At 61.8% G+C, this 14,391-nt stretch carries 16 protein-coding genes and 1 tRNA gene; 13 read left to right on the forward strand and 4 right to left on the reverse strand.

Features of this window, described 5'->3' with window-relative positions:
* Nucleotides 1-155 precede the first annotated feature (155 nt).
* Together ACIPVK_RS11390 and ACIPVK_RS11395 are read left to right on the forward strand one after the other, a co-directional pair.
* Nucleotides 156-368: a helix-turn-helix domain-containing protein gene (locus ACIPVK_RS11390; RefSeq protein ID WP_407612093.1), complete on the forward strand. Its 213-nt coding sequence runs from the start codon at nucleotides 156-158 to the stop codon at nucleotides 366-368.
* A gap of 144 nt (nucleotides 369-512) precedes the next feature.
* Entirely contained in the window at nucleotides 513-611 is a 99-nt protein-coding gene (locus ACIPVK_RS11395) for a 30S ribosomal protein bS22 (RefSeq protein WP_003792170.1), read from the forward strand.
* 113 nt (nucleotides 612-724) lie between these two features.
* Here ACIPVK_RS11395 and ACIPVK_RS11400 read toward each other — a convergent pair whose 3' ends face one another.
* Nucleotides 725-1,591, reverse strand: coding sequence for an HAD family hydrolase (locus tag ACIPVK_RS11400; RefSeq protein ID WP_407612094.1), 867 nt, complete (start codon nucleotides 1,589-1,591; stop codon nucleotides 725-727).
* Here ACIPVK_RS11400 and ACIPVK_RS11405 point away from each other — a divergent pair.
* Nucleotides 1,590-1,844 (forward strand): glutaredoxin family protein, encoded by a 255-nt coding sequence (locus tag ACIPVK_RS11405; protein ID WP_407612095.1) that lies wholly within the window; start codon nucleotides 1,590-1,592, stop codon nucleotides 1,842-1,844. The genes ACIPVK_RS11400 and ACIPVK_RS11405 overlap by 2 nt on opposite strands.
* 188 nt (nucleotides 1,845-2,032) lie before the next feature.
* Complete coding sequence (locus ACIPVK_RS11410) at nucleotides 2,033-2,692, forward strand: redox-sensing transcriptional repressor Rex (RefSeq protein ID WP_407612149.1); 660 nt, start codon at nucleotides 2,033-2,035, stop codon at nucleotides 2,690-2,692.
* Nucleotides 2,693-2,790: 98 nt separating this feature from the next.
* On the opposite strand, the gene ACIPVK_RS11415 is transcribed toward ACIPVK_RS11410, so the two are convergent.
* Nucleotides 2,791-3,540, reverse strand: a complete 750-nt coding sequence (locus ACIPVK_RS11415) for a hypothetical protein (RefSeq protein WP_407612096.1) — start codon at nucleotides 3,538-3,540, stop codon at nucleotides 2,791-2,793.
* A gap of 272 nt (nucleotides 3,541-3,812) precedes the next feature.
* Between ACIPVK_RS11415 and ACIPVK_RS11420 the strand changes: the two genes are divergently transcribed.
* The 6 genes from ACIPVK_RS11420 to ACIPVK_RS11445 all read left to right on the forward strand — a co-directional run bounded on the left by ACIPVK_RS11420 (nucleotide 3,813) and on the right by ACIPVK_RS11445 (nucleotide 8,970).
* A complete protein-coding gene (locus ACIPVK_RS11420) occupies nucleotides 3,813-4,475 on the forward strand; it encodes a histidine phosphatase family protein (protein ID WP_407612097.1) in 663 nt (220 codons plus the stop codon).
* A gap of 4 nt (nucleotides 4,476-4,479) precedes the next feature.
* Nucleotides 4,480-5,106 carry a TlpA family protein disulfide reductase gene (locus ACIPVK_RS11425; protein ID WP_407612098.1) on the forward strand — a complete coding sequence of 209 codons (627 nt, stop codon included), beginning with the start codon at nucleotides 4,480-4,482 and terminating at the stop codon, nucleotides 5,104-5,106.
* Nucleotides 5,107-5,132: 26 nt separating this feature from the next.
* Nucleotides 5,133-5,897: a cytochrome c biogenesis CcdA family protein gene (locus tag ACIPVK_RS11430; protein WP_407612150.1), complete on the forward strand. Its 765-nt coding sequence runs from the start codon at nucleotides 5,133-5,135 to the stop codon at nucleotides 5,895-5,897.
* A gap of 14 nt (nucleotides 5,898-5,911) precedes the next feature.
* The gene (locus ACIPVK_RS11435; RefSeq protein ID WP_407612099.1) at nucleotides 5,912-7,516 is read left to right on the forward strand and encodes a cytochrome c biogenesis protein ResB; all 1,605 of its coding nucleotides are present in this window, start codon (nucleotides 5,912-5,914) and stop codon (nucleotides 7,514-7,516) included.
* An 8-nt stretch (nucleotides 7,517-7,524) separates the two neighbouring features.
* Nucleotides 7,525-8,553 carry a c-type cytochrome biogenesis protein CcsB gene (gene ccsB / locus ACIPVK_RS11440; RefSeq protein WP_407612100.1) on the forward strand — a complete coding sequence of 343 codons (1,029 nt, stop codon included), beginning with the start codon at nucleotides 7,525-7,527 and terminating at the stop codon, nucleotides 8,551-8,553.
* Nucleotides 8,554-8,896: 343 nt separating this feature from the next.
* Nucleotides 8,897-8,970 (forward strand) — tRNA-Met (locus tag ACIPVK_RS11445).
* A 252-nt stretch (nucleotides 8,971-9,222) separates the two neighbouring features.
* Here ACIPVK_RS11445 and ACIPVK_RS11450 read toward each other — a convergent pair.
* Nucleotides 9,223-9,660 carry a PLDc N-terminal domain-containing protein gene (locus ACIPVK_RS11450; RefSeq protein WP_407612101.1) on the reverse strand — a complete coding sequence of 146 codons (438 nt, stop codon included), beginning with the start codon at nucleotides 9,658-9,660 and terminating at the stop codon, nucleotides 9,223-9,225.
* Nucleotides 9,661-9,733: 73 nt separating this feature from the next.
* On the opposite strand from ACIPVK_RS11450, the gene ACIPVK_RS11455 reads away from it, so the two are divergent.
* Complete coding sequence (locus ACIPVK_RS11455) at nucleotides 9,734-9,982, forward strand: DUF4229 domain-containing protein (RefSeq protein ID WP_407612151.1); 249 nt, start codon at nucleotides 9,734-9,736, stop codon at nucleotides 9,980-9,982.
* Nucleotides 9,983-10,082: 100 nt separating this feature from the next.
* On the opposite strand, the gene ACIPVK_RS11460 is transcribed toward ACIPVK_RS11455, so the two are convergent.
* Entirely contained in the window at nucleotides 10,083-10,739 is a 657-nt protein-coding gene (locus tag ACIPVK_RS11460) for a GntR family transcriptional regulator (RefSeq protein WP_407612102.1), read from the reverse strand.
* A 158-nt stretch (nucleotides 10,740-10,897) separates the two neighbouring features.
* Here ACIPVK_RS11460 and ACIPVK_RS11465 point away from each other — a divergent pair, with 158 nt between their 5' ends.
* Both ACIPVK_RS11465 and ACIPVK_RS11470 read left to right on the forward strand, forming a co-directional pair.
* Nucleotides 10,898-13,723 carry an FAD-binding and (Fe-S)-binding domain-containing protein gene (locus ACIPVK_RS11465; protein ID WP_407612103.1) on the forward strand — a complete coding sequence of 942 codons (2,826 nt, stop codon included), beginning with the start codon at nucleotides 10,898-10,900 and terminating at the stop codon, nucleotides 13,721-13,723.
* A gap of 162 nt (nucleotides 13,724-13,885) precedes the next feature.
* A complete protein-coding gene (locus ACIPVK_RS11470) occupies nucleotides 13,886-14,356 on the forward strand; it encodes a hypothetical protein (RefSeq protein WP_407612104.1) in 471 nt (156 codons plus the stop codon).
* Nucleotides 14,357-14,391 lie beyond the last annotated feature (35 nt).

The raw sequence follows: 14,391 nt of genomic DNA on the forward strand, positions 1-14,391 counted from the left end.
CCCGGGAAGCCGAGAATCGTTCACATTGGCCCCACGAGCCACTAAAGTGAGTCAGAAGGACATAGGGTATCTTGGGGTGTTGGCACAGACAAGGTACGTTCCTCGGTCTGCGCCAAGGCATGATTGCTATGTGAAATTGTCAGGAGAAACAGGGAATGGTCGAATCGCAAAACTTTGCCAACGCGCGTTTCATGACGGTGGCCGAGGTTGCCGAGGTGATGCGTGTGTCAAAGATGACGGTTTACCGCCTCGTCCATTCTGGAGAGATGCCGGCCGTGCGGTTCGGTCGTTCCTACCGCGTACCGGAAAACGCCGTGCAGGAGTACCTGCGGGCAGCCGGGTTCGGCCGGGACTCCAACACCGGCTAGCGCCGCCGAATTTCGCGAGTGGTCAGAATCTGCTCTAGAAGCAGGTAATCTGTTAAGGAACGTTTAACGTCCAGTTGGCTATTCTGGTGCTTTGGTGCCGAAGAAATAGTAGTCGGCAATCGAATCAGTTTGTGAGGAACCATTATGGGCTCTGTTATTAAGAAGCGCCGCAAGCGTATGGCCAAGAAGAAGCACCGTAAATTGCTTCGTAAGACCCGCCACCAGCGTCGTAATAAGAAGTAAATGCCGGCTCCGGGCTTGCCCGGAATTGAGCATGTAAAAAGGTGCGTTTCCCTCTTGGGGAAACGCACCTTTTTGCATGCTGCGGCAAAAGCCGGGGGATGGCCTCAGAAATGTCAGGGACGGCGTCGCAGGGCGCCGACACTGCGCCACAGGCCCCATAGGGCTCCCGAGATCCCCGCGGCCTTCAACCCAAAGGTCGCGGCCTTGCGTCCGGTTCGGAAGTCGTAAACCGGCCAGTTCCGGTCCTTGGCATGGCGGCGCAGTCTCCAGTCGGGATTGATCGCCACGGGGTGCCCGACCGCTTCAAGCATGGGGATGTCGTTGTGCGAGTCGCTGTACCCCCAGCATTCGTCAAGATCCAGCCCCTGTTCCAGCGCCAGGTTCTGGACCGCCTCGGCCTTCGCCGCGCCGTGCAGGATCTCGCCGACCAGGCGGCCGGTGTAGATGCCCTCGACGTGTTCCACGCTCGTGCCCAAGGCCCCGCTGAGCCCGAGTCGGCGGGCCATCACCGAGGCGACCTCCAGCGGCGTGGCAGTGACAAGCCATACCCTCCGCCCGGCGTGCAGGTGCTGCTCGGCAATTGCGCGGGTGCCTGGCCAGATTTTCGACTCAATGAATTCGTCATAAATTTCATCCCCGAGCGCAACCATGTCGGCCACGGAGAACCCCGCGGCCATCAAGAGCGCACGGTCACGGATGGCCTGGATGTCTCCGAGGTTCTCTCCCCGGGCCACGAACCGCAACTGGTGAACGGCAAACCACGCCACCTCACGCAGCCTAAAAGCCCGTCGTTGATACATTTTTCGGGCTACGGCGAATAGAGAGGCACCGCGCATCATGGTGTTGTCGACATCGAAGAAGGCCGCGGTCGTGCTCGAATGCAACGGTTCTTGCCCAGGAAATGACGCGGGGGAAAGGTTTGAGGGCATCCGCCCAGTGTATTGCAATCTTTTTTGGCGGGCGCTGTAGCGTTGGGGCATGAGCAGTGAGCAGACCCCGAGGGAAATTACTTTGTTGGTTCGGTCCGGATGCCATCTGTGTCAGGCCGCGATCGAAACACTCGATGAGGTCACCGGTCGGCTGGATTACACCTGGCAAAAAATCGACATCGACCAGGACGCAGAACTCTTGGAACGCCACTCGGAAGAGGTGCCCGTGCTGTTGGTAGACGGACGGGTACGGGACTTTTGGGTGATAGACGCCCAACGCCTTGAGACATTGCTGACAAGCTAGGACGACGACACCGACGCCGGCCCCCGAAAACGAGGCCGAGCGGCAGTGTCGCGTGAACTGGTTGGTAAGTCACAAAAGTATCCAAGGAATTGAGTCAGAGCAGAATGCCCACCGAGCGCGACCCAGCAAGCAGCGAATCAACGGTCCCCGCTGCCGAACCCCTGATCGAGCACGACCTGGAGCCCGACATGACCGTGGGGCAGACAGCGACGGGTTCACTGGGCAGGATTCTTCCCGAAGCAACCCTTGCGCGGTTGACCCAGTACCTGCGCGCCCTGAACACCATGCAGGGTCGCGGCGAGGCACGTACTTCTTCAGGTGTCCTGGCAACGGAGGCTGGAGTGAATCCGGCGATCCTGCGCAAGGACCTTTCCCTTCTTGGATCCTATGGGACCCGTGGAGTGGGCTACGTGGTGACCGAGCTGGCCGAACATATTTCCAAGGCCATGGGGCTCTTGCGGCAGTGGCGCGTTGCGATTATCGGTGCCGGAAACTTGGGCCGTGCGCTGTCCGGGTATGGCGGTTTCAGAAGCCGCGGATTCGAAATCGTTGCGCTGCTGGATTCCTCGCCGGAGGTTATCGGCAGCACGGTGGGTGACTTGAAGGTCCAGCCCATTCTCGACCTCGACGAGATCCTCAAGGCCACCAGCGCAAACATGGCCGTCCTGTCTGTTCCCGGCGCAGCCGCCCAGGAACTGTGCGACAAACTGGTGGAAAGCGGCGTGCGAAGCATCCTAAGCTTTGCACCGGTGGTGCTGCAGGTCCCGCCAGGGGTAAACCTTCGCAAGGTCGATCTGGCCACCGAGCTTCAAATCCTGGCCTACCACGCACAAAACCTCGATTCCTAGGTGCCGGCACAGGTCCGCGACCTGGCCAAAACACAAAAAAGGTCCGTGGGATCCGGCCGGCAACGGCTGGAACCCACGGACCTTTTTGGGTGTGGTGTTTAGCGGTATCCTGCAGCCCGTGCCGCTCGCCGCGCAGCAATGAACTGGCTCGAGGGGCGCAACCAGGCGAAGACCACGCCAACGACGCCCAGGACGACCGAGAGAGCCATCAGCAGGCCGCTGCCGATGCTGAACAAGGACAGGACGGCGAAGATCGTGGCGAAGATGCGTGCCACGCCGCTTCCCTTGCGGACCATGAAGGCAATCAGGACGTAGATCAACAAGCCAACGACTGCGAACACGATCGCCGTGGTCTGGATCATGGGGATTGCGTCGCTGATGCTCATTCCGGCGGCCGCGAGCTGCTCTTCCAGCTCGGGTACCGCTTCAACCTGTTCCATGATTGCGGCGGTGCTCAAACCAAACACGGAGCTCAGCAGGAAAGCGACGCCCGCTGCCAGGATGGCCCAAAACGAGGTGTCCAGTTCCTTGGGACGGTGGGTGGGCATCTGGGGCGGTGCGAAGTTGCCTTGAGGGGGAACCGGGAAACCGCCGGCGTACGGCTGCTGCCCATATGGCCCCTGCGGGGGCTGCTGGCCGTACGGATTGTTCGCGGGTGCGGGCTGGCCATAGGGGTTGGGGTTTTGGCCATACGGATTCGGCTGCTGTGCACCGTACTGTGGCGGCTGGCCGTATGGGGGCTGCCCGGCAGCATTCGGATCCTGCGGTGCACGCTGTCCGTATTGCGGCGGTGCGGGATCCGTGGGCGGCTTCTCGGGATTCAGGGGATCATTTTCAGGGGTAGACATAACCTGCTCCTTGGGGTTGGAAAAGAATGACTTACCCTCACGATATCCGTTCGAGATTGCTTTTCACCCCTCCCTAAGGATGGTTTTTCGTTTCGACATGCACTTCGGTCAGGGCCCCTTCCCGAGACCTGCTCTGCAGGTTGCGCGCAGGGCTGGGGCAAGGAGCCGGGTCATCGCGCCAACGGCTTCGGGATGCGTTCAAGGGCCGGTCACGTGGGCAAAATCAAGTGTCCGGTTTAGGTAACGGAACAAAGATTTGAGACACTTAATCCATGTCGACTGCCACCGTTCACCTTCTGCGTCACGGCGAAGTGTATAACCCGGACAGGGTCCTCTACGGTCGGCTACCGGAATTCCACCTTTCCGAACTTGGCAACCAAATGGCGGTGCGGGCCGCGGAATACTTCACGGCCCAGCGAAGCGCGGGCGCAAATATCACCCACTTGGTGTCATCCCCGCTCGTGCGGGCGCAGGAAACGGCAAGGCCCACCTCTGCGGCGTTGGGCCTGGAAATCGTGACAGACGATCGAATCATCGAGGCGGCGAACCGTTTCGAGGGACTCTCCCAGATTAAGAACCGACTGAAGGAACCAAAGTACTGGTCCTTTGTCGTCAACCCATTTCGTCCATCCTGGGGGGAACCCTACCGGGACCAGGTGGAACGAATGATGACCGCCATTGTTGAACACCGCGATCGAGCGGTGGAACTTGGCGGCCGAGGGGCGCAAGCCATTTTGGTCAGCCACCAGCTGCCCATCTGGGTAACGCGCCGCTCCGCCGAGGGCAAGGCCCTGTGGCACGACCCGCGGAAACGCGAGTGCACTCTCACCTCCGTGACTAGCCTGGACTTTGAAGGTGAAAGTCTGGTCGGAGTCCGTTATGCAGAACCTAGCGTGGACCTCTTGGCCAACGCTGCTAACATCCCTGGAGCCTGAGATCATGACCGATCCCATCTCGTCCCAAGCGAAGCGTTTGGGACGACGTACATTCTTGCGCGCTGCAGTACTTGGCGCCGCCGTGCTGCCACTGGCGGCTTGCGTGGGGGAGGAAGACCCCCTGGCCAAGCAGGCGCGCGAAGGCAATAACAAGAATTACATAGCCGGCGACGGCTCGGTGGAGGAATACGGTCCGGCTTCGCGCACGGAACCGGTTGAAATCAACGCAGTGGCCTACGACGGAACCACTATCGACTCGGCTACCTGGGCAGGACAGGCCACGGTGCTGAACTTTTGGTACGCGGCGTGTGCCCCGTGCCGCATCGAGGCCCCGCACATGGTCGAGCTCAACAACGAGTTCAAGGGCAAGGCCGAATTCATCGGCATCAACGTGCGTGACGAAAAGGAAGCGGCAGAGGCCTTCGAGCGCACCTTCGGCATCAAGTACCCGTCGGTGCAGGACACCCAGGGCGCGATCCAGCTCGCCATGACAAAGTATGTACCGCTCAAGGCCGTGCCCACCACCTTGGTCCTCGACAAAAAAGGCCGGGTCTCGGCCCGCATTCTCGGTGTCGCCGACAAGCCCACGCTCAAGGCCCTGATCAATACGGCCCTCACCGAGTCGTTGTGATCGACTCTGTGCTGGCCGGTGCCTTGATGCTCCCAGCCCAAGGAAACCAGTTTGCCGAGATTGTCCAGGACGGATCGCTTGTCCTCGCGGTTCCCGTGGCCGTCCTGGCGGGACTGGTCTCCTTTCTTTCCCCATGCGTATTGCCCCTCGTGCCTGGCTACTTGGGATACGTCACCGGCCTGTCCGGTGCCGACCTTGCCGATCAAAAGCGTGGGCGTATGGTTGCCGGCATTGGGCTGTTCATTCTTGGCTTTACCGCCGTCTTTGTCATGGCGGGTGTGGTCTTTTCGCAAGTGGCCGCCTGGATGCAGTTCGAGGGTGCCTGGATCACCCAGATTCTTGGCGTGGTCGTGATCCTCATGGGCTTTGTGTTCATGGGCGGTTTTTCATTCATGCAACGCGATGCGAAGATCCACCGGAAGCCACCTGCGGGCCTCTGGGGAGCCCCGGTCTTGGGTGTCACTTTCGGCCTGGGATGGGCCCCCTGCATCGGCCCCACGCTTGCCGCGGTATTGGCCATGAGCACGGGAGTCGACCCGAACCCCGCCAAGGGCGCCTTGCTGACGTTCTTCTACTGCATGGGGCTCGGCCTGCCATTCCTGTTCATTGCCATGGCGCTGCGCCGAGGCATGGGAGCCATGAAGTTCTTCCGCCGCCATCAACTCGCGATCATGCGCTTCGGCGGGGGCATGTTGATTCTTTTGGGAATCCTCATGGCCACCGGCCTGTGGGGTTCATGGGTCACGCAATTGCAAGACTGGTTCGCTAACGAAGTGAAGTTGCCCATCTAATGAATAAGCCAGACATGAAAAAAGATGTTGCTGTCCCGGCACTTGGACCCCTTGGCATGCTCCGCTGGGCCTGGACCCAGCTCACCAGCATGCGCACGGCGCTCTTCCTGCTGCTGCTCTTGGCAGTGGCGGCGGTACCGGGTTCGCTGTTTCCCCAGCGCTCGATCAACCCGGAGCAGGTGACGACGTACCTGACCAACAAGCCGACGACCGGCGAATGGCTCGATCGATTCCAGCTCTTCGACGTGTATTCCTCCGTCTGGTTCTCGGCGATCTACTTGTTGCTGTTCATTTCCCTGATCGGGTGCATCCTGCCGCGCGTCAAGAAGCACGCCAAGGCGCTCCGGACGCCGCCGCCCCGGACCCCGTCGCGGCTGAACCGCCTGCCCCAAAACGGCACCATCCGGATCCAGACTGCAGGCGTGTCAGGCGTCAGCGACGAAGAAGTCGTCCGGGACGTGGCCGCTCTGCTGAAAAAGCGCGGATACCGCTCCGAAGCCAGACCCGGGGACGCAACCCCGTCGGTCGGAGCGGAACGCGGATACAGCCGTGAAGTCGGTAACCTCCTGTTCCATATTTCATTGGTTGGCCTTTTGGCCTCCGTGGGTGTCGGCGGTGCCTTCGGGTACAACGGCCAGCGGGTCCTCGTGGAAGGGGAGACCTTCGTGAACTCCCTGGTGTCCTACGACTCCTTCAAGCCCGGAACGCTGTTCCAGGAAGACTCGCTGGACCCCTACTCGGTCAAGCTCGACAAGTTCAACATCACCTTCGACCGCGAATCCACCACGCACTTCGGCCAGCCGATTGACTTCACGGCCGAGGTCGAGACCCGCCGCAGTCCGGACGCCGAACCGGAAAAGGAAAAGCTCCGGGTCAACCATCCATTGCGCATCGATGGCGCGGACATGTACCTGGTCGGCAACGGCTACGCCCCGGTGGTCACCGTTCGTGACGGCGACGGAGACGTTGCCTTCAGCGGCCCGGTGGTCTCGGTGCCGCAGGACGGCATGTACACCTCGCTGATGGTCATCAAGGTTCCCGACGCGAAGCCGGAACAACTGGGGTTCCAGGGATTCCTGCTGCCCACCGCAATGACCGATGAAACCGGGTTCGCCATTTCCGGTGACCCGAACGCGATCAACCCTCAGTTGCAGCTGAACTCCTATTACGGGAACCTGGGGCTGGATGACGGCATGCCGCAAAACGTGTACGTGCTGGAAACCGATGAGCTCAAGGACCTCAACAACAGGAACGCCGACGCCGGCGGCATCGTGCTGGGCGCTGGGCAGACGTACGAGCTGCCCGACGGCAAGGGGAGCATTTCCTTTGACGGTCTCAAGCGCTTCATCGGCGTGGACATCGCATACGACCCGAGCAAGCGCCCCGTGGCGATCTTTGCGGCCCTTGCGCTGTTGGGACTGGCCATCTCGCTCTTTACCCCGCGCCGCCGTGCCTGGGTGAAAATCAAGAACTCTGTTGACGGCTCGGGCCGTGAAGAGCGGATAATCGAATACGGATTGCTGGCCCGTGGTGAAGACCACCGCCTGGAATCCGAAGCCAAGGAGTTGCGTAAGCTTCTTGAGCAGCAGTGGCCCGCCGTTGAGCGAGCCGGAGTCTAGGAGACCCTATGGAAAACGACATGCCCACGATCAACGTGGCCTTGGGACAGTACAGTGACCTGTTCATGTTGCTGGCCGCAATTGTCTACGCCTCGGCCTTCGTCGCCTTCGCGTGGGACCTTGCAAAGTCCAGCAAGCTCATCCGGGAGATCGACGCCGCCACACTTGCATCGGAAAAGAAGGTCCTGGTTGCAGCCGGGGCAATCGATTCTGCTCCCGGGGGCAGCTCGAAGACCGAGCTGGTCAATGACTCCATGGAGTACACCGCAGCCTCCGCAAAGCGCATGGCCGCCAAGATTGCGGTCTCCCTGACCTGGCTGGGCGTGCTCATGCAGGGCTTCGCCGTGGCCGCCCGCGGCATTGCGGCGGCCCGGGTGCCGTGGGGCAACATGTACGAGTTCCTGTCCACAGGTTCGTTCCTGGTGGCGCTTGTGTTCTCGCTGGTGTTGCTGAAGAAGGACCTGCGCTTCATGGGCACCTTCGTCATCGGACTGGTCACCGTGATGCTGTGCGGTGCCACCATGGGCTTCCCGACGCCCGTTGCGCACCTGGTGCCCGCACTGCAGAGCTACTGGCTGATCATCCACGTCTCCATTGCGGTGCTGGCCTCGTCCCTGTTCACCATCACCTTCGCCATGAACGTTCTCCAACTGGTCCAGCACGCCAGGATCGATGCGCTGGCCGCCGGCAAGGCGGACAAGATGCCTTTCATGCGTCTGGTCCCGGGTGCCGCTGCCCTGGAAAACTTTGCGTACCGCATCAATGCCGTGGCATTCGTGATGTGGACGTTCACCGTCATGGCCGGTGCCATCTGGGCCGAGGCGGCATGGGGCCGTTACTGGGGCTGGGACACCAAGGAAGTCTGGAGCTTCGTAATCTGGGTTGTCTATGCCGGTTACCTGCACGCCCGTGCAACTGGCGGTTGGACCGGTGCCCGCTCGGCATGGCTGAGCATCATCGGCTACCTCTGCATCGTCTTCAACTTCACCATCGTGAACATCTACTTCAACGGTCTGCACTCATACGCGGGTCTCTAAGACCGTCGCATGATGCATGGTGGCCTCGTACCTCGAATGACGGGTGCGGGGCCACCGGTGCGTTACGGAGGCCTTAGGCGTTCAGGACAGAGCCAGGCCCGGCGACCGACCAGCGGAGCTTCTTGACTCCCATGTGGGACATGGTGGTTTTCGGGTGACCGGATACCGCGGGATGGTGATCGACCTCACTGCCGAATATTTCGCATTCGGCGGTGATTGGGCAACGAAAGTGTTGCACCGTAGCCCAATGCGGCCCGAATGTCCCGTAATTTTGCGGAAGTTCGACTAGTTGACCGCTCGATTAGGTGGCTGGGCCATCCACTGTTATTGTTGTATTTACCGACGCGGGGTGGAGCAGTTCGGTAGCTCGCCGGGCTCATAACCCGGAGGTCACAGGTTCAAATCCTGTCCCCGCCACAAAGAAACAGCCTTTGTTCCTGAATCAGGAACAAAGGCTGTTTGCATTAACGAACCTGGCGGAAATGGGTCCCGGGTTTCCGGCCTCGCCGCGGAAGACCCAGAGTCGTGCGCGGGCTGTGAGTCAACGTCGAAGCAGCGGGGACTGCTGGTGGTGCTCCCCGGCTTGCGTGAAATAAAACAAATGGTTGGGGTGGCCCACGAAGTTCTGTGGGCCACCCCAACCATTGGGTATTGCCGGAATGTTTTTCCCTACGGTGTGTGCCGCTGTGTGTCTTCCGTGGGATTGCCGCCTTCGTCATGCGGCTTGTCTTCATCGTTGCGGGGCTTGCCCTCTTCGCGCAATTTGCGTTCCCGGGCTTCCATTTCGGCTTCCTTGCGGCGCAATTCGTCCTCACGGGCCTTGTTGCGACGCTGCCTTTCGAGATTGCGAAGGAACTCCGGATCGTCGTCCGGGGCTCCGGTGGGGCCCTGTCGTGTCTGCGCCGGTCGCGCACCCGAATTATCCTTGGGTCGACCAAGCCAGAACCACAGCCCGGCTCCGATCAGTGGGAGCAAGACGATTGCGGCCACCCAGCCGGCCTTGGGCAGCGAACGGACCTCGCTCGAAGGCGTACGAAGGCATTCGATCAAGGCATAGACGGTTACCGCGAGTGCAACCAATGCCAAAAAAATTAAGTTCCTGACCATATAGACAGTCTAGTGAATTTAACTGTGTTCTGGCTGCGTCTAGACTGTACGGGTGCAGTTCTTCAAGTACACCGTGATTCGGTTGGCCCTATTCTTCGTAGTATTCCTACCACTCGTATATCTCCTGCGCTGGCCCATTTTCACGGCGGGCCTAGTCGCGTTGGTAATCGCCTTTGCCGTGAGCTACATTTTCTTGAACAAACTGCGCCTCGCGGCCAACGCCGACGTGCAGAATATGTTCAACTCCGATGGCCCCAAGAAGTCCAAGCGCGACCTGGACGACGAGGCGGCGGAAGACCGTTTCCTGGACGGCGAGAAGTAACTTTTCGCATTTGTGCGGCCGCGGGGCCGTGCGTTACACGCTTTCGCGTCTAGCGCACGGCCCCGCGGGCTTTAATGCCAGCCCGCCGCCGTTCAGTCGTTTAGCCCGACGTTGCTTCGAGCTGTGCCGCCAGCAGCTTCCTGGCGTGGGCCAGATGCTCATCCAGCACGCTCGCCGCCCCCTCGGGATCCGCGGCCCCGATCCGTTCCAGGATGGCGGCATGCTCGGCGGCGATCTGGGCGGTGTCGAGAAGCTCCAGCGACTGCACGCGGGTCATGCAGAGTCGGACCTCGCCCAGCAATGACCGGTACATCGCGCTGGTCCGCTTGTTCTCCATGGCGTCAACCAGTGCGGTATGAAAAGCCATGTCGGGTTCGATGATCTCCGTGGCAGGCAGGGAAATGCGGGCAACGATATCGGCATTGGCGCTGACAGCCGCCCGCGGGACGGTGGCGGTCCTTGCCAGGCGTCGCACCACCTCGGATTCCAGGAATGCCCGGGCGAAATAGATGTCCTTGACCGAATCTGCGCCCAATATCTTGACTCGTGCAGTCTTGTGCGCGCCGCGCTCCAGGAGCGAATCCGAAACCAGCCGCTCGATGGCTGCCTTGGCGGTTGGCCTGGCGACGTCATAGTTCCCGGCCACCTCTGCTTCGGTCAGTGCGGTGCCCTGTGCGAGCTCACCCTCGTAGATCCGTTGGCGCAGGTCCGCGACGATCGCGTCAATGATGGAAAGGGCGGTGACGCGTTGACTCATGGAGACGGGTTCCTTTGACTGGCGGGCAACCGGGACATTAATCGTGACAGATTTTCTCGAACATGGCTTGAATGACAAGTGTACTTGTTAGACAATATTGACGTTGGTGTGTTGCCGGTCCCACGGGCGTGGCACGTCTGCCGGCGTATTCTTATCCGATGGAACGGAAGAGCCATACCTTGATTTCCACACTGCGCAGCACGATGAGCCATGACAACCAGATCACGGAACGCGCCATCGACTTGCACGCCTACGCCAATGACGCGTCCCACTTCTTGTTGACGCCGCAGGCCGTGGCGATCCCGAACAACGCCGCCGAGGTTGGTGCCTTGCTCAGGGCCAGTGCCGAACTCAACCTGCCACTGACGTTCCGCTCGGGCGGAACCTCGCTTTCGGGGCAGGGTGTTACGGACTCGCTGCTGGTCGACGTGCGAAAGAACTTCAAGGGCATCGAGGTCCTGGACAACGGCGAACGTGTGCGCGTCCAGCCCGGAGTCACAGTGCGGGCACTGAATGCAAGACTGGCGCTCTACGGGCGCAAGTTCGGGCCGGACCCGGCCTCCGAGGCCGCCTGCACCATTGGCGGCGTGGTGGCCAACAATTCCTCGGGCATGCATTGCGGGACCGTGGACAACGTCTACCGCACCCTGGAGTCGCTGGTCGTCGTGCTCACCAGTGGCACCGTGGTGGACACCGGTGCGGCCGACGCCAACGAGAAACTCCGGACCCTTGAACCCGCCCTCTTTGAGGGCCTCGAACGCCTGACCAAGCGGGTGCGCTCCAACGCCGAGTCGGTGGCGAGAATCAAGCACCAGTTCTCCATGAAAAACACCATGGGTTACGGATTGAACTCCTTCCTCGACTACGAGGATCCCGCCCAGGTGCTTGCGCACCTCATCGTCGGCTCCGAGGGAACGCTCGGCTTCGTGGCCGAGGCGACCTTCAGTACGGTACCCGCCTACAAGCACGTGACCACTTCACTTCTGGTCTTCGACGACCTCTTTTCCGCCAACGAGTCGCTCGAAGCACTGGTGGGGTCGGGCGCCGCAACGGTCGAACTCATGGATTCGCTCTCGCTGAAGGTGGGCCAGACGCTGCCCGGAACCCCGCGGATTGTCAGGGAACTCAAGGTGCAGTCGCATGCCGCGTTCCTGGTCGAATACACGGCAACGAGCGCCGAGGAGCTGGAGGACCGCCAGGCCAAGGGACTCGCCCTTGCGAACTCACTCAAGCTCAGCGCCCCCGCCAGGTTCAGCCCCGATGCCAAGACCCGCGCCCAATTGTGGAAACTGCGCAAGGGCCTCTACGCCTCCGTGGCCGGTGCCCGCACGCAGGGGACCACCGCGCTGCTCGAAGACGTGGTGGTCCCGGTTCCCGCCCTGGCACGTACCTGCGCCGAGCTCTCGGTGCTCTTTGACCGGTACGGATACGAAAACTCCGTCATCTTCGGCCATGCCAAGGACGGCAACGTCCACTTCATGCTCACCGACGGATTCCACACCAAAGACCAGGTCCAGCGCTACTCGGCATTCACCGAGGACATGGTCGACCTGGTGCTCGGGGAGGGCGGATCGCTCAAGGCCGAACACGGCACCGGCAGGGTCATGGCACCCTACGTGCGCCGCCAATACGGCGACGAACTCTACGGCGTCATGCGCGAACTCAAGATGCTGCTGGATCCCGCCGGACTGCTGAACCCCGGTGTCATCCTGGACGAGGATCCGCAGGCCCACCTGCGCAACATCAAGGTCACCCCGGCTGTGGATCCGGAAGTCGACCGCTGCGTGGCCTGTGGCTACTGCGAGCCGGTATGCCCCTCGCGGAACCTGACGCTGACCCCGCGCCAACGCATCGTCACGCTGCGCGCCATCGAGACCGCCCGGCTGGCCGGGGACACCAAGCTGGTCGCCGAGTTGGAGAAGGACTACGCCTACGAGTCGGTCGACACCTGTGCGGTGGACGGAATGTGCCAGACCGCCTGCCCGGTGGACATCAACACCGGCACCCTGGTGAAAAAACTGCGCGCCAAGGACGCCAACAAGGTCGAAGGAGCGGTGTGGGACACCGCCGCGAAGCACTGGTCGGCGGTTACCCAGGGGGCCGGCAAGATGCTGGGCGTCGCGGACAAGATGCCCCTGCCGCTGGTGGTGGGTGCCAACAAACTCGGGCGCGCGGTCTTGGGTGCGGACACCCTGCCGCTGTATTCCGCCGAGCTGCCCGCAGGAGGCACCAAGCGTGCACGCACGGCCCCGGCCGGCGAACCGGTCGCCGTCTACTTCCCCGCCTGCGTGAACACCATGTTCGGCCCGGCCGATCCGGCGCAGCCGGGAATCCAGGAAAGCTTCGGCGCGCTGGCCCAACGGGTGGGAATCGAACTGCTGGTCCCCGAGGGCATCGATTCGCTGTGCTGCGGCACCCCATGGTCCTCCAAGGGGATGGAGAAGGGCCACGCAAACATGGGGGAGCGGACCATCGCCGCACTGCGCGTCGCCAGCCGCAACGGCGAACTACCGATCCTCTGCGATGCGTCCTCCTGCACCGAGGGGTTGCGCCACGGCATCGAGGACGAAGTGGTTCCCGCCGGGGCCAAGCCGCTGCGGGTCATCGACGTGGTGGACTACACCGCTGAGCACATCCTGCCGTTGCTGCCCCAGGGACAGAAGGTGGCGTCCCTGGCATTGCACCCAACGTGTTCCTCCACCCGTATGGGCCTGAACCCGGCGCTGCACGCCGTCGCAGAGGCCGTCGCCGAGACCGTGCAGGTCCCGGAAAACTGGGGCTGCTGCGCCTTCGCCGGCGACCGCGGAATGCTGCACCCGGAACTCACCGCCTCGGCCACCGAGGTGCAGGCCGCCGAGGTCCGTGCCTTCGGTGCCGCCATGCATGCCTCGTGCAACAGGACCTGCGAGCTGGGCATGACCCGGGCGACTGAACAGCCCTACGAGCACGTGCTGGAATTGCTGGAGCGCATCACCCGGCCATAAAAGCGGTCTGGTTCTCGCAGGAGACCTGCAGCTATCGGCGCACCTTGCCGGACCTTCCGGATCGCTGTCAACGCTACGATTGGTGGAATGCGGGTACCACCACAGTCCAGCCCCGTGGTTGCGGTTTCCCCGCCGAATCCGCTACCGAGAGGCGATTTTTCGATGGACGTCACGCAACAACGCAAGGGTTCCAAGGCAGGCCGCTCTTCCTTTGACTGGTATGCCGTCGTGAAGGGCTGGACTGTCACGGTGGGACTGTGGCTTGGCTTCGGCTTGGCGCTTGCCTTGTACTGGGACGCGAGGTCGGAACATAGATTAATCTACCAGCTGGACAGTGTCGATTTCTGGCCGATGTTTGCCGCGGCGAGCCTGGTCGTGGCGCTGTTGGCAGGGTTCCCGTTGGCACTGCTGCTGGACCGGGTGCTGCGCAGGTGGCAGCTTCCCTGGCTACACGTGGCGGCGTTCTTCGCCTTCTTTACGTTGTTGCCGGCGAGCCTGTTCATCCGAGATTCCATGTTCTGGCAGCCAGAGGCATTCCTCGGCTGTGCGGCGCTGGGTGCCTGCGCGGGACTCGGCAGGGCCGCGGCCTTCCTGCGGGGTCGCGCCTTCCGCAGGCCAACCACCTGGGCCTGATCACGGGCACACCTCGGCTCCGGCCGGTGAAACGA

Source organism: Paeniglutamicibacter sp. MACA_103 (assembly GCF_045798555.1).
Lineage (GTDB): Bacteria > Actinomycetota > Actinomycetes > Actinomycetales > Micrococcaceae > Paeniglutamicibacter.